The organism is Bradyrhizobium sp. SZCCHNRI1029 (assembly GCF_032487555.1).
Taxonomy (GTDB): domain Bacteria; phylum Pseudomonadota; class Alphaproteobacteria; order Rhizobiales; family Xanthobacteraceae; genus Bradyrhizobium.
On sequence record NZ_JAUEUK010000002.1, the window covers coordinates 467,688 to 485,570 of the forward strand.

Below are 17,883 nucleotides of genomic sequence, written 5' to 3' on the forward strand. Positions count from 1 at the left end.
GAGGCATCCGCAATCTCGGGCTCAGTAGCGTGCGTCGTACATCTTCGACTCGACGAAGCCGAGCAGATCGTTCGGCGCAGGCCCTGTGGCGAGCCCGTTCTGATAGGCAACGCCGGCTACCGCGGCGCCGATATAGGCAGACACCTCGCGGATGCGCGGCAGCGCCGGGTAAAGGCTGCCCTGCTCGAGATCGGCGCCGGTGACGCAGTTCGCCAGGGTATGCGCGGCGGCCATGAACATCTCGTCGGTCACCAGCCGCGCGCCGCTGGCGATGGCACCCAGGCCGACGCCGGGAAAGATGTAGGAGTTGTTGCCCTGGCGCGGCACGAAGGTCTTGCCGTCGAGCTTGACCGGATCGTAGGGGCTGCCGCAGGCGAACAGCGCGCGGCCCTGGGTATAGCGATAGGCCGACTCCGCGGAGCATTCCGCCTTCGAGGTCGGGTTGGAGAGCGCGAAGATGATGGGTCGCTCGTTCAGTTCGGCCATGGCCTGCAGCACTTCTGGCGTGAAGGCGCCGCCGACGGCCGCCACGCCGATGATCGCGGTCGGCTTCAGCGTCCTGATCGCGGTCAGGAAGTCTGCGATCGGCGCCTGGTCGTGCGCATAGCGCAGCTTGTGGCCGTGCAGGTTCTCTCGCCCCTTGATGACGAGGCCGCGCGAGTCCGTCAGCCAGTTGCGCCGCAGCGCCTCTGCTTCGGACAGGCCCTCGGCCATCATGGCGGAGACGACGAGATCCGCGATGCCGGTGGCCGCCTCGCCGGCCCCGAGGAACAGCACCGTCTGGTCGCGGAGCTTGCCGCCGGTGATGCGCAGCGCCGAAAACAGGCCGGCAAGCGCCACCGCCGCCGTGCCCTGGATGTCGTCGTTGAAGACGCAGGCGTCGTCGCGATATTTGTGCAGCAGCTTGAATGCGGCGTGGTTGGCGAAGTCCTCGAACTGGATCAGCACGCCCGGGAAGGCGGCGCGGGCCGCGGTCATGAACTCGTCGACGAACGTGTCGTAAGCTTCGCCCGTAAGGCGCTTCTGGCGCAGCCCAATGTAGTAGGGGTCGGCCAGAAGCTCTTCGTTGTTGGTGCCGACATCGAGCATGACGGGCAGGCACTCTTCCGGATGGATGCCGGCGCAGGCCGAGTACAGCGACAGCTTGCCGACCGGAATGCCCATGCCGTTGGCGCCGAGATCGCCGAGCCCGAGAATGCGCTCACCGTCGGTGACGACGATCAGCTTGGCGCGATATGGCCAGTTGGCGAGGATCTCCGCGATCCGGCCGCGGTCGTTGGCCGAGATGAACAGGCCGCGCGGACGCTGGAAGATCAGACCGTATTTCTGGCAGGCGAGGCCGACGGTCGGCGTGTAGATCAGCGGCTGGATCTCGTCGATGTTGTCGCAGACCACCCGGAAGAACAGCGCTTCGTTGCGGTCATGCAGTGCGTTCAGTGCGACGTACTTCTCGAGGTCGCTGGACAGGCTGCGAAGATTGACCAGGATCCGCTCGGCCTGGGCCTCCATCGACATGACCCCGGCGGGCAGGAAGCCGCGCAGGCCGAGCGCATCGCGCTCCTGCTCGGTAAAGCCGGTGCCCTTGTTGAGCAGCGGATCGCGCAGCAGCGCGAGTCCGCGCGGAGAATAGGGGGGTAGCGTCGATGCGCTCATGCGTTGCGGCTGGGTCAAGGCAGTCTCCGAGGTCCTTTGTTCGAGCACCGCCATACCGGAGCGCGCCCGGCGTTGATCGGCATCAATCGCGGCGGGATGGCGGGAACGGGACTGTTAACACAGTTTACGTTCCGCATTGCACCAATGACGTTGTGCAACTGCGTTGCAGCCCACGCAAAGGAAAATGCGATGGCCGCTAGGCGCGGCCCGTGACGAATGACCAAAGCAGCGCCAGCACGGCGATGGCCATGATACCTGTCCCCATCCACCCCAGGGCGATCAGCCAGGTCCGTCCGCGGAAGCGGCCCATCAGCCTGGGATTGGACACGATCACCATCATCATCGCCATGATCGGCACAGCGGCGATGCCGTTGAGCACGGCGCTCCACACCAGCATATGGATCGGGTCGATGCCGGTGAAGCCGAGCCCGAAGCCGATGATCGTGGCGGCAGCGATGATGCTGTAGAAGCCGACCGCCTCGTCCGGCTTGGCCTCCAGGGTCGCGTGCCAGCCGAAGATCTCGGCGACGGCGTATGCCGCCGAGCCCGCCAGCACCGGGATCGCCAGCATGCCGGTCCCGATGATGCCGAGCGCGAACAACAGGAAGGTGAAGTCGCCCGCGAGCGGGCGTAGGGCTTCGGCCGCCTGCGTCGCCGAGTCGATCCTGGTGATGCCATGCGCGTGCAGCACCGTGGCGGTCGTCACGATGATGAAGAACGCGATCGCGTTCGAGAAGATCATGCCGATCGTGGTGTCGATCCTGATCCGTCGGAGGTCGGGGTGGTCCTTCTTCGACAGCTCGCGCAAGGGACGGTCGACCTTGCCCTGGTTCATCTCCTCGACCTCCTGCGAGGCCTGCCAGAAGAACAGGTAGGGGCTGATGGTGGTGCCGAGCACAGCCACCACCGTCAGCAGATAGTTGGCCTCCGTCGAGAAGCTGGGCCAAACCGCCGCGAGCAGCGCCGTGCTCCAGGGCACTTTGACCATCAAGGCGGTCGCGACGTAGGCGAACAGGCTGAGGGTCAGCACCTTGATGAAGGGTGCGTAGCGGCGGTAGGGCAGGAATACTTGGAGCAGCGTCGAGCCGGCGGCGAAGATCAGCGCGTGCTCATGATTGAGACCGCCGATCACCAGCGACAGCGACTCCGCCATCGCCGCAATGTCGGCTGCGATGTTGAAGGTGTTGGCGCCGACCAGGAGCGCGACGAGGCCGAAGACGATGCCGCGTGGCGCAAGCGCGGTGATGTTGGCCGCCAGCCCTTTGCCGGTGACACGGCCAATGCGCGCGCTCACCAGCTGGATCGCGATCATGAAAGGCGCTGTCAGAAAGACCGTCCACAACAGCCCGTAGCCGAACTGCGCGCCGGCCTGAGAGTACGTCGCTATTCCCGACGGATCGTCGTCGGCGGCACCGGTCACGAGACCTGGACCCAACAGCCGGAATACGCTCCAGAGCGACCGTTTCGGCTTGTTCGGTTCAGATCCGATGGTCGTGGTCATGGCAGCGCTCCCCCGGCGGTGTATGTCTCTCGAAGTCGCACGACCCCTTTTTGTTCCCGGCTCCGGAACCGGAGGAGATTACCAGCGTTCCAGATCACGTCGGATTTCGACCAGGGGGAGCGCGTGCCGGACCAGCGACAAACAGGGCACGATCAGGAGCTCGGCATGGCCGAGCGCGAGAGGCTTTTTTCCGGAGGCAGTGAGCTGGCCGGACTGATGTTGCGGTTCGATTGGGAGAGCACCTCGATCGGACCGCCGGCGCGTTGGCCGCAGAGCCTGAAGACGGCCGTCAGGATCATGTTGACATCCCAACAGCCGATCTGGATCGGTTGGGGCAGGGAGCTGATCTATCTCTACAACGATGCTTACAAGACCATCATCGGCGGCAAACATCCGTGGGCTCTCGGCCGACCGATCTCTGCAGTCTGGCACGAGATCTGGGAGGACATCGGTCCGTTGCTGGCCAAGGCCGGCGGCGGTGATCAGGGCACCTATGTCGAGGCGCAACTCCTGATCATGGAGCGCAACGGCTTTCCCGAGGAGACGTACTACACATTTTCCTACAGTCCCATTCCGGACGACGATGGATCACCCGGAGGAATCTTCTGCGCGAACACCGATGACACTCAGCGCGTGATCAGCGAGCGCCAGCTCTCGTTGCTGCGCGAACTGGCAAATGCCGGGGCCGGGGCCCGCAGCATCGATCAGGCCTGCGCAAGCTGCGCGGACGCCTTGGCGCGGGAGTCGCGCGACCTGCCGTTCGCAATGATCTACATGACCGACCCGGACGGCGAGGCGGCGCGACTGGAGGCCCTGACCGGCATCGACCGCGATCATCCTGCCGTTCAGCCGAGGCTGAGAATTCAGCCGGAGGGAACGTGGCCTCTGGCTGAAGCGCTGAAGCTGCAGGATGCGGTGCTGGTTCGTGACCTTCCGCGGCGGTTCGGCCTCAGTTTTCCGACCGGCGGATGGCGTCAGCCGCCACAGCACGCCGTTGTGCTTCCGCTGCCCGCGTCGGGGGAAGCCGGACGGGGCGGATTCCTCATCGCAGGTCTCAATCCGTTCCGTCTCTACGACGAGAGCTATGCCCGCTTCCTGAACCTCGTCGCGGGGCAGATTGCAGCGGCCGTCAGCAATGGCGGGGCCTATCAGGCAGAGCGCCGTCGGGCGGAAGCGCTGGCCGAAATCGACCGCGCCAAGACGACGTTCTTTTCCAACATCAGCCACGAGTTTCGCACGCCGCTGACGCTGATGTTGAGCCCGCTGGAAGACCTGCTCGGCCGCGACGAGGCCCAACTCACCTCCGACGCGCGATCCGTCCTCAGCCTGATCCACCGCAACGGCATTCGCCTGTTGAAGCTCGTGAACACTCTGCTCGACTTTTCGCGCATCGAGGCCGGCCGCATGACCGCGCACTTCGAGCCGATCGATCTTGCGGTTTTCACGGCCGAGCTCGTGTCCAACTTCCGCTCGGCGACGGATCCTGCCGGCCTGCGTCTCACCATCGACCCAACGCCGCTGTCCGAGTCGGTGTATGTCGACCGCGACATGTGGGAGAAGATCGTTCTCAATCTGGTGTCGAATGCGTTCAAGTTCACCTTCGAAGGTGAAATCGCGGTGTCGATCGGCTTGTCCACTGACGGCAATCATGCCGAGCTCAGGGTTCGCGACACCGGCACCGGCATCCCGCCCAGTGAACTGCCGCACCTGTTCGAACGGTTCCGTCGCATCGAAGGCGCGCGCGGCCGATCCTTCGAGGGCAGCGGCATCGGTCTCGCTCTCGTGCAGGAGCTGGTGAGGCTTCATGGAGGGGAGATCGCTGTAGACAGCGAGCTCGGTCGCGGCTCGGTTTTCACCGTGCGAATTCCGCTAGGCTCGGCGCATCTGCCAGCGGGCCAGATCGGACCTTCCCGTGTCCTGGCCGTTACCAACGTCCGTGCCGAAGCCTACATCGAGGAGGCGCTCGGGTGGTTGAACGGCGGTGTGCCGTTCGAGCTTCCTCACCCGTCATCATCCGACGACCTGGGAGTTCGCTCCGCGACGGCATCGGCCCGTGATCGCGTGGTGCTCGCGGACGACAATCCTGATATGCGCGACTACGTCCGCCGTCTGCTCGGCGAGGATTATGACGTGGAGGCGGTCAGCGATGGCATGTCTGCCCTGGAGGCCGTCCGACAGCGCCGCCCCGATCTCGTGCTGACCGACGTCATGATGCCGGGGCTCGACGGCTTCGGCCTGCTGAAAGCGCTGCGTAGCGATGCGCAGCTTCGCGACATTCCTGTGGTCATGCTGTCGGCGCGCGCCGGAGAGGAGGCCAAGGTCGAGGGGCTTGATGCCGGGGCGAGCGACTATCTCACCAAGCCGTTCAGCGCGCGCGAGCTGCTGGCGCGGGTGCGCGCCAATATCGATCTGTCGCGGGTGCGGCACGAGGCCGAGATCACGCTGCGTGAGCTGAACGAGCGTCTGGAGACGCAGGTCTCCGAGCGTACCGCGGAGCTGCAGGCCAAGGAGGCGCGGCTGCGGACGATCTTCGAGGCGAGCTACACGTTCCAAGCGCTGCTCTCGTCCGATGGGACGCTTCTGGACGCCAATGCGACCTCGCTCGAAGCGATCGCTGCGCCGCTGCACGAGGTCGCAGGGCTGCCATTCTGGGAGACGCCGTGGTTTGCGGGTACGCCCGGCATGCCCGAGGTGATCAGATCCCTGGTCGACGCCGTCGCTCGCGGCGACGGGGCGCGCCAGGAGCTGCAGCTCGAACTGCCGGTCGGCGGCTCGCGCTGGTTCGACTTCCAGATGCGGCCGGTGCGGGACGAGACCGGACAGGTGGCCGCCATCGTGCCCGAGGCGGTCGAGCTGACCGAACGGCGCAAGGCGGAGGAGGCATTCCGCCAGGCCCAGAAGATGGAGGCGATCGGCCAGCTCACCGGCGGCGTCGCGCACGACTTCAACAATCTGCTGACCGTGATCCGGTCGTCGGCCGACCTGTTGCGCCGGCGCCAGCTGTCCCCGGAGCGCATGCGGCGCTACGTGGATGCGATCTCGGACACGGCGGATCGCGCCGCCAAGCTCACCGGACAGTTGCTCGCTTTCGCGCGGCGGACGCCGATGGAGCGCCGCGTCTTCGATGCCGCGGGGCATATCGAGCGGATCGAAGAGATGCTGCAGACCGTCCTCGGAGCGCCGGCCGTGATCGAACTCGACCTCGCATTGCGGCCGCTTCCGGTCGACGTCGACATCAATCAGTTCGAGACGGCGCTCGTGAACCTCGTCGCCAATGCGCGTGATGCGATGGAGGGGCAGGGCGTCCTGACCATTCGCGGCGAGATCGTCCGAGAGGACGGTCGGTCCGGGCAGTCGTCGTTCGTCTCCATTGCCGTCAGCGACACCGGATCCGGCATTCCTCCAGATCAGATCGACCGGATCTTCGAGCCGTTTTTCACCACCAAAGGGGTTGGGCGCGGCACCGGCCTCGGCCTGTCTCAGGTCTACGGCTTCGTTCATCAGTCCGGCGGACGGGTGCTGGTCGACAGTGAGCTCGGCAAGGGCACGAAGCTGACATTGTTACTCCCGCTGACGCACAAGCCGCTGGGACCGCGCGAGCGGAGCGAGCAGGGTCCCGAACAGCTCGCCGCGCGCTGGAATGTGCTGGTCGTCGAGGACAATCCGGAAATCGGCGAGTTCTCCACGCAGTTGCTCGAGGATCTCGGCTACCGAACGGTGCTCGCGCGCAGCGGAACGGATGCGTTGCGGATGATCGACGAGGATCCCGAGAGCTTCGATCTCGTGCTCAGCGACGTCGTGATGCCCGGCATGGACGGGGTGACGCTCGGCCAGGAAATCCGCCGGCGGCTGCCGATGATCCCGATCGTGCTCAACAGCGGCTACAGCCATGTCCTCGCCGACGGCGACCGCCACGGTTTCAGCCTGATCCAGAAGCCTTACTCGGTCGACGAGCTGTCGCGCGTGCTGCGGCAGGTCATGGCCGCGCGAGCCGCAGGCGCGAAGCCGGCGTCGTCGGCATGAGAACCGCGGCAGCTTTCCCCTGACCATGGTGGGCCTCGCGCGATCCGCACTTGAAGGATCGCGCCGGACCGGCGTATTTTCGGTCTCCGGGGGAAGTCTCATGGCAGACGAGAAATGGCGGCTGCGTGGCGGTCGGGCGCAGCGGCGGATATTCGCTCTTGTCTCGGGCGCGGCGCTGGTGACGAGCGGCGGCGCCCTTGCCAAGGACGATGAGGCGGACGCGCCGGCGCCGGGCCTTGCCAACGTCTACATCGATTTCCGCACGAACTACGCCTATGTGCCCGGCGGAGCATTGTCGACGGGCCTTGGCGACACCTCCCTGTTCGGAACTCTGTCGCAGCTCGCGACCTTGCGCAAGCTGCTCGACCGTCCAGCCTTGCCAGGACGGCCGCAACTGTCGGCTCCGACCAACCAGGGCCTTGGCGTCGACGTCCCGCTCACGGTCGATCTCGGCGACGCGTTGTCGCTCTACGCGGGCTTCACCGGCAGCACGTCGTACAACGGCCTGTCCGGCTGGTCCGACGTGGCGGTCACGAGCTGGTTCCTCGGCTTCCAGGCCGATGTCTATCAGCAGAACGGCGGCGCGCTTCCGACGCTCACCTTGCAGTCGACGCTGACCCGGTCGGTGCCGGACGCGCCGTTGGCGACGACCTCGTTCAACACCGTCATCGAAGCCAAATACGCGCTCGATCCGGATGAGATGAAAGGCTGGCTCGCCGGCGTTCAATATACCCATGTCGAGGTCGACTCAGTGCTAGCGCATGTCGGCAGCACGACGGCGGGCTATGTCGGCGGCTTCTATCAGTGGGAGAACAACTGGAAGGTCTCCGCGCGCGTCGGCCTCCAGTCGTTCGGCGGTGCGCAGCTGCTTGCTGTCACGCCGATCGCGCCCTACACGCAGCCGCTGGTCAGGCTGGATCTCGACCGCATGGACGATGACGACAACCGGCTGTTCGGCATCACCGCGCAGATCGCCTGGGCGCCGAAGCCGGTCTACCAGCTGACGGTGAGAACGCCGCTCTACGCGATCAAGAACTGACGGGTTGATCGAAGCTTCGCGCCGGCTCGTGTCAGCGCATGCTCACGAACTTGCCCCAGAGGGCGGCCAGCAACGCGCCCGTCATCATGTAGTGCGGCTTGTCGCAGAACAGGCTGCCATATTGACAGACATCGGCGCCGACCGCTCCGAGCTGGTGCTGGCTCGCCACATAGAACAGGGCGGACAAGCCGGCGAGCACGACCGCAACGACATACATCGGAAGATCTCCTCCGCCGGCCGCGCCCGACGGGCTGAAGTTGCGTTGCCGGCCGGCGCAACTATCTGCGCTTGACACGTCGGGCAAATCAGGCGCATTTTGCCATCGTCGAAGAAATCATAGAGCCCGCGCCGCGAACTCGGCAGCGGGCTTTTTGTTCGCTCGGACCGGATTTGGAGCGGCGGTTATCGAAATCGCAAGGCCTGACTGCTGCATTTCGATCAAATTTGACACGTCGGGCAAATCACCGGCATAGTGTTATTATCGAATTTTCCGAAAATATGATGCCGGGTTGTCCGCGGGCATTTGACGTGAGCAGCGCAGGCCGGCATCGTCTGTCGACCATGATCGCCGGCAATTCATCGCGCGCCGGCGCGAAGACAACTTCGAACATCCGGTTACTCGCTGGCCTGCGCGAACGGGCCGGCGCGTGGGCGTGGCGACCGTCGCTCCGCCCGCAGCGGTCTCTTGCTTGAGCCGAGGGATAGGGTTCGCGCCTGAAACGATCGCGCGTTCGGCTGCGATCTGCCGCACTTTTCCTTCGCCCAGGAGAGAGAGGAAGATGACCGCCTATCTCATCGCGCTCGCCCTGATCGGCCTGGTGATGATCGCAGCCGCCGATGCGATCTCGTGACGATCACCAACCTCGCATTCACCATCCATGATACCGGACTTGACCATGTCGAAGACGATCACCGAAATTCGCTCGATGGCCCGCAGCCACACCAAGACGGCGATCAATACGCTGGTTGGCGTGATGCGCTCGCCGAAGGCGACACATGCCGCGCGCGTGTCCGCCGCCAACGCCATCCTCGACCGCGGTTGGGGGAAGGCGCCTCAGGCGCTGCAGAACAGCGAGGACGGCGCCCTCGAGCTGATCCACCGCATCGAGCGTGTCATCGTGCATCCGGATGGAGAGGACGATGCACAGGAGGATGAGTGATCCCGGTGGTGGGTGAGGCGTGTGCGCTCGTACGATCGGAAGATCGACGTTCAATTGAGTGGCGGCTTGCTGTTCACCCCGGCTTCCGCGACGGTGGCGAAACCAGATCAAAACGCGTCGGCCCGAAATAGTGTGTCAAGACGGACTCAGCGCCCAAACAAGTAGGAAAAGTCGGAGCCGGCCGACTTGACGCCGATGCGCGTTTGTTCGAGCTTTGTTCTCGATGCGAACGTCGCCCCGCGTCGTTTCTTTCCGTGGGAAATCGCAGTCTGGATATCTTCGGGTCATCAACATGATTGCATCAGCATGGTCTCGGCAGGCGCGAGTTGTGAGTGTCTTGAAGCGGCTGCTTGCTCTCTGGCTGTTGCTCTTCGGATTATCGTGCCGCGCGGCTGTCGCAAGCGATGTCCTCATCAGCTATGCGGTTGAAGCCAAGGGAGAGACGGATAGCGGCAATCTCAACGATTGCGAAAAGGTCGGCGTATGCCGCTTCCACGCTGCCGGTCTGGACGTTGAAATCGTCCTCTATTCAGAAGCAGGCGTTGCCATGCTGGAGATGATTGTCAAAGGACCGCCTGACTGCTGTTATACCTTCGAGGCCAAAGAGCAATTTCGAGCGACCATCAAACCCGGCCTGACGCGGTTGGAGATCTATCAGCGCATGTGGTCACCGCACGATGATTTCGTCAGGACCCCATTCTCCTGGAATGGACGGATTGGAACCGTCTATCTCGCATTCTCACAAAAGCGCTTGGCGAAGTAATCGGGCGCGCGGGAGCTGGCCGTTGACAATTCCTCCGTAATCTGATGTTCTGTTTTTGTTCCAGGGGAGCTCAGCTCGTGCGACTGTCCTCGTTCGCCCCTCGCCTCAGAGGCTGGAGGCCGTCGGATGACACTTGTCGCGACCAGCCTCAGCACTTCGGTAGCCCGCATGCGTTGCGCGGTAGAGGAGGCGTATTGTGCGACCTAATAAGGGGGGACTGATCGCTTCGGCCCTCTACGCCGTGCACTTTCTGGTGTTCAGCTGCCTGTCATATTTCGCCGGCTTGAAGTCAAGCGTATTGCTGGCCGAAATGGCTGTTCTTCCGGCCGGGATGATCCTTGGTTGGTTGTGGCCAGCCTTGGGTCTTCACGATCCGCCCTTCGATATCGATAGTTGGATGAATAGCTATCTCTTCTATTTCCCCGTAAGCCTGCTTGTGTCGTATCTTTTCGGATGGATGCTTCATAGTCTCTGGCGTCTGGCTGTCAGACGCATTGGTCCTGGCCTGGACCGGATCGACGCCCGTTTGATCAAACGATTCCATCGGGATTAGTCGCACGACGCGACGACCGGTGGCCTCGTTGCGCGGCGAGCGCCGATCCGCATAGCGGCGCGCAGGACAGACTGCCCGCTCCAACATTTCGCGGTCGCAAGATGAATGAGCCCGACGCTGAGCCGCCGGCGTCGTCATATGGATAGCTGCGCCACCATGTCGCGTCCAACTTCGCTCGCAGCGAGCACGCAGCGTTCATTCAACAATCTCTATCAACACAAATGGAGGCGACTATGGCCGCTCGACACTCGCTCACATTTCAGATCAATCCCGGCCTGCCGGGGCACGCCGCCGTCGTCGTCAATGATCCGACCGGGCAGGTGTATGCGGGATTCGGGCCAGAGCATCATGGTTCGATTTCTGACAAGGGAAGATTCGACGCTCATACGATGCAGGATGGAAAGGCGCCACCGAACGACTTTTCCAGCGTTGCGGATGAGGGGCAATACGCAACGTTCACAGTTCCAATCACCGAACGGCAAGCGGATCTCGCCCGTGGCGAGATCGCAAAGCTCAGTGCCGAGCCTCTCTTTTACAATGGCTGGGATCTTGCTCGTTTTTCACAAGACCCCCGCATCTGTACTTCGATCGTGAACCGGATCACCGAAGCTGCAGGTCTCGGAAAGCACCTCTATCCGGTTCCGCAAGCCAACTACGAGTATCTATCCGACATAGCCGACACGTTGGCGAAGGATCCAAAAGCGCGGAGATTGGCACGAACCGGATTGCCAGTTCCTGACGCCCTTCGTGGAATTCAGAAGGACTACGCCTACGTCGGCGGTGGAGCGGACACTCCTTCCGAGCGATTGGGACGGTTTCCCGGACAATCAAACAGCGGCGCGCGATCCGTGCCCGCCGCCCTCTTCGATGAGCGGTTTGGAGACTGGATCAATCCGGTGGAAGGAGCCGCCGTGCCAAGGCAGGCCGAGTCGGGCTTCACCATCGAGGACAAGCGTCAGCCCGTACGCCGTCTTCGATCGCGGCAGTCGACTCCGACGGATCAATCCGTATTCGATGCTGGGGCTCCGCCCGTGCCCTTCCTGTCGGGCCCGTGGACCGCGCAGCCGCCCGGCAGAAGCAGGTGATCATTGTCTACGCTGAAAATCCTCACCGCAAGAGTGTTCGAGCCACTGCTCGCGCCGGCTCGCTACAAGGGCGCGTTCGGTGGGCGTGGCTCGGGCAAGTCGCACTTCTTCGGCGAACTGCTGGTCGAGACCTGCCAGGCCGATCGAGGTACGCTCGCCGTCTGCATTCGCGAGGCGCAACGCACCTTGGCGCAATCATCCAAGCGGCTGATCGAGGACAAGATCGCGGCGCTCGGCCTCGGCCAAGGCTTTCGCTCGTTCAGCGACCGCATCGCGACGCCGGGCGACGGGCTCATCATCTTTCGCGGCATGCAGGATCACACCGCGGAATCGATCAAGTCGCTGGAGGGATTTCGCATCGCCTGGATCGACGAGGCGCAGACCCTGAGCGCGCGCTCGCTGGCGCTGCTGCGGCCGACGATCCGCGCGCCGCGCTCGGAACTGTGGGCGAGCTGGAATCCGCGCCGCAAGTCGGATGCCGTCGACGATTTCCTGCGCAGCCGCAAGCCGGACGGGGCGGTCGTGGTGAAGGCGAATTGGCGCGACAACCCGTGGCTTCCGGCGGTGCTTGACGAAGAGCGCCGACTCGACCTCGCGCTCTATCCCGACCGTTACGAGCACATTTGGGAGGGCGACTACGTGCGCGCGTTCGAAGGAGCCTATTTCGCCGATCTGCTGGCGCAAGCGAAGCGCGACGGGCGGATCGGCAAGCTGGCGGCGGATCCGCTGCTGCCGTTGCGCGCCTTCGTCGATATCGGGGGCGCCGGCGCCACAGCCGACGCGTTCACGATCTGGATCGTTCAGTGGGTCGGCAACGAAATGAGAGCCGATTTCCAGCACCTGCGGCGCTGGCGCAAGAGCGTGGAGCAGGCTCAGAGCTATACGTTCAAGGCCGTCATCACGGTCATCGCGACCGGTCTGATCGGTGCGATCTGGCTCGGCATCAAAGTCGTGCTCGGAAGGTGATGCCGTGCCAGCCAGGATCTCACGGCGAGGCCGCCGCTTCCGCATCAGGGAGGTCGACGCTTGCGAGCCTGACGTCCTCGACACCTTGAAGGAGCTCCATGCGCGCACATTCCTCGATTGCGCGCCTCTGCCCGATTTCGAGAGCGGACAATGGTGGATATCGACCGAGCTCGGACGGCCCGTCGCCTTTGCAGGAATGGTGCCGTCATCCCTCGGCAAAGGCATAGCCTATCTTTCGAGGGTTGGTGTTCTCCAAGAGCGATGTGGTTACGGCCTGCAGCGGCGGCTGATGCGTGCGATCGAACTGCGCGCGCGTCGCTCGGGCCTGGATTGCATCGTTTCGGACACGACCTGCAACATTGTCTCCGCGAACAATTCCATTCGGTGCGGATATGTGTTGTTCCAACCGGGCCGGCCCTGGGCCTGGGGGAACTCGCTCTATTGGCGCAAGATGATCGGCCGGTGAGCTGTCGACCGACGCCTCATGCAGATTGCATTGCGCTGCAGCAGAATTAAGCCGGTCCGACAGCTCCGACCCGGGCCTTTTTTTGCGGCCGTCGTTGAGCTAACCATGCGTTGTCGGACGTTGGAGACAAGCCGCGCCCGGCAGTTAACGGAAGATCGCTTCAGACGATCAAAGCAGCGGGAAGGACTCTGGGATGCCGGCCGAGGTCACCCTGCCAGAGCGTGCGCCACGGCCGCCTGACGCGCCAACCGCGCTGGCGGGTCTGCTGGTGATCGACTTCACGCGCGTTGTCGCAGGGCCGGCGTGTACACAGACGCTGGCCGATTTCGGCGCCGAGGTGATCAAGATCGAGCAGCCGCTCACGGGAGACGATACCCGCGCATACGAGCACGCCGAGCTCGGCGGAGAGAGCGCGGCGTTCCTCAGCCTCAACCGGAACAAGCGCGGTATGGTGTTGGATCTCACGATACCGCAGGCCAGAGACGTCGCTCGTGCGCTGATCGCCAAGGCCGACATCGTCGTGGAGAATTTCTCGTCGTCCGTCATGGAGAGGTTCGGGCTGGACTATCAAACACTGTCCAGCACCAATCCCGGGCTGATCTATTGCTCGATCTCGGCCTACGGACGCTCAGGTCCATTCGCGTGGCGATCAGGGTTCGATCCAATCACCCAGGCGGAAAGCGGGTTCATGTCCCTCAACGGTTTCGCCGACGGTCCGCCGGTGCGGACCGGTCCTCCGATCGTTGATCTGGCCACCGGCATGTCCGCCTGCAATGCCATCCTGCTGGCACTTGCCGCCCGGCAGCGGCTCGGTCGCGGGCAGCACGTCGAAGTGGCGCTGTTCGACATCGCCTTGGCGATGACGGGCTTCTCCGGAATGGCGTATTTGATGAGCGGCGTGAACCCCACGCGAACGGGCAATTCGCCGAACGACTCTCCGACGGTCGGCGTCTTTGAAGCGTCAGATGGCCCGCTCTACATCGCATGTGCCAACGATCGACTCTACCGCCGGTTGGCAACGGAGGTACTTGGTCGTCCGGATCTCCTGAGCGATCCTCGCTTTGCCACGCGAAGAGCGAGATGGGTCAACCGTGCGCAACTGCGCGGCCTCATCGCCGACATCCTTGCCGCGGAACGGATGGATGTCTGGATATCTCGGATGAACCAGGCTGGAGTTCCGGTTGGACACGTTCGAACGGTCGAACAGGCGTTCAACGCGGCCGAGGTCCGGATGCGCGACCGCACCTGTCGTATTCCGCACCCGACGGCAGGCTCGATACCCAACGTCGAGCCGGCAATCACCATGAAGCTCACACCGACCGTCGAGCCCACGGCGGCGCCGCGGCTGGGAGAGCATACGGCCGCAATTCTGCGCGACAGGCTTCGGTACACCGAGCAGGAGATCGAAGCCCTGCGTCAGGTAGGGGCGTTCGGACGCAACGATCCGGGAGCCTAAGGCATCGTCACTGGTGCCGGACACGGAAGAAGAGCGGCAGCGTCCTCAGCAGCCATCAGCCGGCTTTGGCCATCTCATCGTCTTCCGGTGAGTTCAGATACATGCCCGACATGGTGTCGACCCAGCACAGATGATCATGCACCTTCTTGACGCCAGAGATGTTCTCGGTGGCAACGATCGCCGCCTGCCGCGACCGCTCTTCGGTAATGACGCCGCTCAGATGAACGATACCGTCCTTGACGATGACGGACAATCCGAACGGGCACCAGTCGTTCTTCTCGAGGGCGTCGATCACGCGGTTGCGGATGTGATCGTCGTCGGCCGTTGGATCTGGAACCTGCCGCCCGAGCGCGGCAACCGCTTGCAGCAGGTTCGCCCGTGACACGATGCCGATCACCCGGTCTCCCTTGACCACGGGCAACCGCTTCACGTGGTTCTTTTCCATCAGTTCCACGATCTCAGCCAGCGCGGCGTCTTCGGTGATCGTCAAGGGAGACTTGGTCATCACCTCTGACACTTTGCGACCATGCTCGTGGACGAAGTCGGCGGCCGACTTTCCGGGCCCGAGAATGAATCGCAGCCAGCGGCCGCGCTTTCGCCCAGTGCCGATCTCCGTTCGGCGAATGAAATCGCCTTCCGAGACGACGCCCACCAGCTTCCCGCCGGGGTCGACCACTGGAAGGCCGCTGACGTGCCGTTGAAGCATGATATTTGCCGCATCCACGATGGAAGTGTCAGGGGTGACAGTGATGACGGGACGGGTCATGATCTGATGGGCGCGCATGGCGAACTCCAATGTCAAAAGCTAAGAAAAAGTAACCCGCTGCGACGGTCTTGAATTGACGCAGGTCAAAGGAGATGCCGCCGCCGTCATTGACGCAGCTCAAGGTCTTGGCATTGAATTGCAGCTATAAGACAATCTGATCCAGCGCGAGGAGAGGTGCCTATGTCCGAGTTCTCCGGGACCAAGATCCTGGCCGACGAAACGGCCGAACTGTCCGAACGTGTCGCTCTCTCCAACAAGCACGCACTTGAGCTGCTAGTTGGTTCGCAGCAGATCGTCATGGAGGAGGTTCTGTTTGCCAGCAACGAAGTGCTGGATCGCGCGCGCACGGAGACGCATCTGCTGGCCGAGTTCGTGTCGAAGCTGGCTGGCGTGCATTCCGTGACGGGAATCCAGGCGATGGTTCAGGAATGTGGACGGCATCAGATTGATTTCGTCAGGCGGGATTGCGATCGACTCTTCAAGCACGGGCAACGCCTGATTGATGCCAGCGCGAATCTTATGGGGCAACGGTGGCGAAACTGAAGAGTGCGGGTGTGTCGCGTCTCGAGGCGCGGGAGCGTGAGAGAACAACCGACAACGACCGGAGCAAGGCCGTTGTCTCCGTAGAGACCTCTTTGAAGCCGGCGGGGGGGCTCGCTACATCGAACGCAAGGTCGCTCTGTCAGGAAGCCGACGCGGGCTCCGGGGCATTTCGGCGCGAGGACCACGAGCTGGACAAGGCGTTCAGCGCGATGCTGGCTCGACTCACCGCGGGGATATCGCCGGCTGCTCTGTCGATGGCGTATCTGGATTGGGTTTGCCATCTGGCGGCTGCGCCTCAGCGTCAAATCGAGATCGTCCGAGACGCCTGGAACGGCGCGAAGCTGGTTGCCGAACGGTCATTGCATTTTGCGGATCCCAATCGCGGTCCTTGGGATCTGATCAGGCCGCAGGCCAACGATCATCGCTTTTCCAAGCCGCAATGGACGGCCCAACCGTTCAACTTGTTCGCCCAGGCGTTCCTGCTCGGAGAAGATTGGTGGCACAAGGCGACCACCGGCATTCGTGGTGTCGACCCCGCCAACGAAGCCGTCGTTGACTTTTCAATTCGTCAACTGCTCGACATTTTAGCGCCATCGAACTTTGCAGCGACCAACCCGGAAGTTCTGGAAAGGACGTTTCAAAGCGGTGGCGAGAACCTGATCTTCGGCTGGCAGAACTGGCTCGCCGATATCATGCAGGTGATGCAGCCGGGAAAGATATCGAGCAATGGTGAGTTCGTCGTCGGCAAGACTGTCGCGACCGCACCGGGCAAGGTTGTGCTTCGCAATCAGTTGATTGAGCTGATTCAATACATGCCGACGACCGAGAAGGTGCGACCAGAGCCGGTCCTGATCGTACCGGCTTGGATCATGAAGTATTACATCCTGGATCTGTCGCCGCACAATTCGCTGGTCCGATACCTGACCGACCAGGGCTTTACGGTTTTCATGATCTCCTGGCGAAACCCCGGAGCGGAAGACCGGGATCTTGCGTTTGACGACTACCGCTCGCTGGGCGTCATGGCTGCCCTGGACATGATCGGAACGATCATTCCGAATACGCCGGTCCATGCCGCAGGCTATTGTCTCGGGGGAACGCTTCTTTCGATCACGGCGGCAGCCATGGCACGGGATGGCGACCAGCGTCTGAAGACAATCACGCTGTTTGCGGCCCAGACCGATTTCACGGAAGCGGGAGAGCTGACGCTCTTCATCAATGAAAGCCAGGTCGCCTTTCTCGAAGACATGATGTGGGAGCGTGGATATCTCGATACCACCCAGATGGCGGGCGCATTTCAATTGCTGCGCTCCAACGATCTGATCTGGTCTCGTGTCTCGCGCGACTATCTTCTCGGCGAGCGCGCAAACCCGAGCGACTTGATGGCATGGAACGCAGATGCGACGCGGCTGCCGTATCGGATGCACTCCGAATATCTGCGCAAGCTCTTCCTGAACAACGATCTCGCCGAGGGGCGGTATCGGGTCGAGGGGAAGCCTGTTTCGCTCTCCGATATCCACACGCCGATGTTCGTCGTCGGGACGCTGCGTGATCACGTTGCGCCTTGGAAATCGACGTACAAGGTCCATTACGAGGTTGATGCTGACGTCACTTTCGTGCTCGCGAGCGGCGGCCACAATGCCGGCATCGTGTCGCCGCCGGGCGAGCAGGGGCGCTCCCATCAGATGCGGACCAAGGCTGCCGACGCTCCTTATCTCGGGCCGGACGAGTGGCAGAGCAGCTCTCCAAAGCTGGAGGGATCGTGGTGGCCGGCCTGGACAACATGGCTCGGACAGCAGTCGGGAGCGCCGGGCGCGCCGCCGCAAGTCGGGACAGATCGTTCGAATGATCTTGGAGACGCGCCGGGCGACTACGTGCACACGTGATCGCCGCATGTTGCGGCCAAGGAGCA

At 63.1% G+C, this 17,883-nt stretch carries 14 protein-coding genes and 1 pseudogene; 10 read left to right on the plus strand and 5 right to left on the minus strand.

Annotated elements, in window-relative coordinates:
• Window positions 1–21 precede the first annotated feature (21 nt).
• A complete protein-coding gene (locus QW861_RS07980; protein WP_316192948.1) occupies window positions 22–1,653 on the minus strand; it encodes an NAD-dependent malic enzyme in 1,632 nt (543 codons plus the stop codon).
• Between the two features lie 196 nt (window positions 1,654–1,849).
• On the minus strand, window positions 1,850–3,154 hold the full coding sequence (locus tag QW861_RS07985) for a divalent metal cation transporter (protein ID WP_316192894.1): 1,305 nt from the start codon (window positions 3,152–3,154) through the stop codon (window positions 1,850–1,852).
• Window positions 3,155–3,319: 165 nt separating this feature from the next.
• On the opposite strand from QW861_RS07985, the gene QW861_RS07990 reads away from it, so the two are divergent.
• Both QW861_RS07990 and QW861_RS07995 read left to right on the plus strand, forming a co-directional pair.
• Window positions 3,320–7,177 carry an ATP-binding protein gene (locus tag QW861_RS07990; protein WP_316192895.1) on the plus strand — a complete coding sequence of 1,286 codons (3,858 nt, stop codon included), beginning with the start codon at window positions 3,320–3,322 and terminating at the stop codon, window positions 7,175–7,177.
• Between the two features lie 100 nt (window positions 7,178–7,277).
• Window positions 7,278–8,216, plus strand: a complete 939-nt coding sequence (locus QW861_RS07995) for a hypothetical protein (protein ID WP_315753499.1) — start codon at window positions 7,278–7,280, stop codon at window positions 8,214–8,216.
• A gap of 31 nt (window positions 8,217–8,247) precedes the next feature.
• Here QW861_RS07995 and QW861_RS08000 read toward each other — a convergent pair whose 3' ends face one another.
• Window positions 8,248–8,433, minus strand: coding sequence for a hypothetical protein (locus QW861_RS08000; RefSeq protein ID WP_315753501.1), 186 nt, complete (start codon window positions 8,431–8,433; stop codon window positions 8,248–8,250).
• A gap of 679 nt (window positions 8,434–9,112) precedes the next feature.
• Here QW861_RS08000 and QW861_RS08005 point away from each other — a divergent pair.
• Both QW861_RS08005 and QW861_RS08010 read left to right on the plus strand, forming a co-directional pair.
• Window positions 9,113–9,376: a hypothetical protein gene (locus tag QW861_RS08005; protein ID WP_316169731.1), complete on the plus strand. Its 264-nt coding sequence runs from the start codon at window positions 9,113–9,115 to the stop codon at window positions 9,374–9,376.
• 337 nt (window positions 9,377–9,713) lie between these two features.
• A complete protein-coding gene (locus QW861_RS08010) occupies window positions 9,714–10,139 on the plus strand; it encodes a hypothetical protein (protein ID WP_316192896.1) in 426 nt (141 codons plus the stop codon).
• 289 nt (window positions 10,140–10,428) lie between these two features.
• Here the strand turns inward: QW861_RS08010 and QW861_RS08015 are convergent, their stop codons facing one another.
• Complete coding sequence (locus QW861_RS08015) at window positions 10,429–10,830, minus strand: hypothetical protein (protein ID WP_316192897.1); 402 nt, start codon at window positions 10,828–10,830, stop codon at window positions 10,429–10,431.
• A 95-nt stretch (window positions 10,831–10,925) separates the two neighbouring features.
• On the opposite strand from QW861_RS08015, the gene QW861_RS08020 reads away from it, so the two are divergent.
• From QW861_RS08020 to QW861_RS08035, 4 genes and pseudogenes are all read left to right on the plus strand, one after another.
• Window positions 10,926–11,777, plus strand: a complete 852-nt coding sequence (locus QW861_RS08020) for a hypothetical protein (protein ID WP_316192898.1) — start codon at window positions 10,926–10,928, stop codon at window positions 11,775–11,777.
• A 33-nt stretch (window positions 11,778–11,810) separates the two neighbouring features.
• Window positions 11,811–12,335, plus strand: a pseudogene (locus tag QW861_RS08025) (phage terminase large subunit); the annotation flags it as partial.
• A gap of 412 nt (window positions 12,336–12,747) precedes the next feature.
• Complete coding sequence (locus QW861_RS08030; RefSeq protein ID WP_315753505.1) at window positions 12,748–13,209, plus strand: GNAT family N-acetyltransferase; 462 nt, start codon at window positions 12,748–12,750, stop codon at window positions 13,207–13,209.
• 193 nt (window positions 13,210–13,402) lie between these two features.
• Complete coding sequence (locus QW861_RS08035) at window positions 13,403–14,665, plus strand: CoA transferase (RefSeq protein ID WP_315712958.1); 1,263 nt, start codon at window positions 13,403–13,405, stop codon at window positions 14,663–14,665.
• A 55-nt stretch (window positions 14,666–14,720) separates the two neighbouring features.
• On the opposite strand, the gene QW861_RS08040 is transcribed toward QW861_RS08035, so the two are convergent.
• The gene (locus QW861_RS08040; protein ID WP_315753506.1) at window positions 14,721–15,449 is read right to left on the minus strand and encodes a CBS domain-containing protein; all 729 of its coding nucleotides are present in this window, start codon (window positions 15,447–15,449) and stop codon (window positions 14,721–14,723) included.
• Window positions 15,450–15,611: 162 nt separating this feature from the next.
• On the opposite strand from QW861_RS08040, the gene QW861_RS08045 reads away from it, so the two are divergent.
• Entirely contained in the window at window positions 15,612–15,974 is a 363-nt protein-coding gene (locus QW861_RS08045; protein ID WP_315753508.1) for a hypothetical protein, read from the plus strand.
• 209 nt (window positions 15,975–16,183) lie between these two features.
• A complete protein-coding gene (locus tag QW861_RS08050) occupies window positions 16,184–17,857 on the plus strand; it encodes a PHA/PHB synthase family protein (RefSeq protein ID WP_409998682.1) in 1,674 nt (557 codons plus the stop codon).
• The last annotated feature ends 26 nt before the right edge of the window (window positions 17,858–17,883 follow it).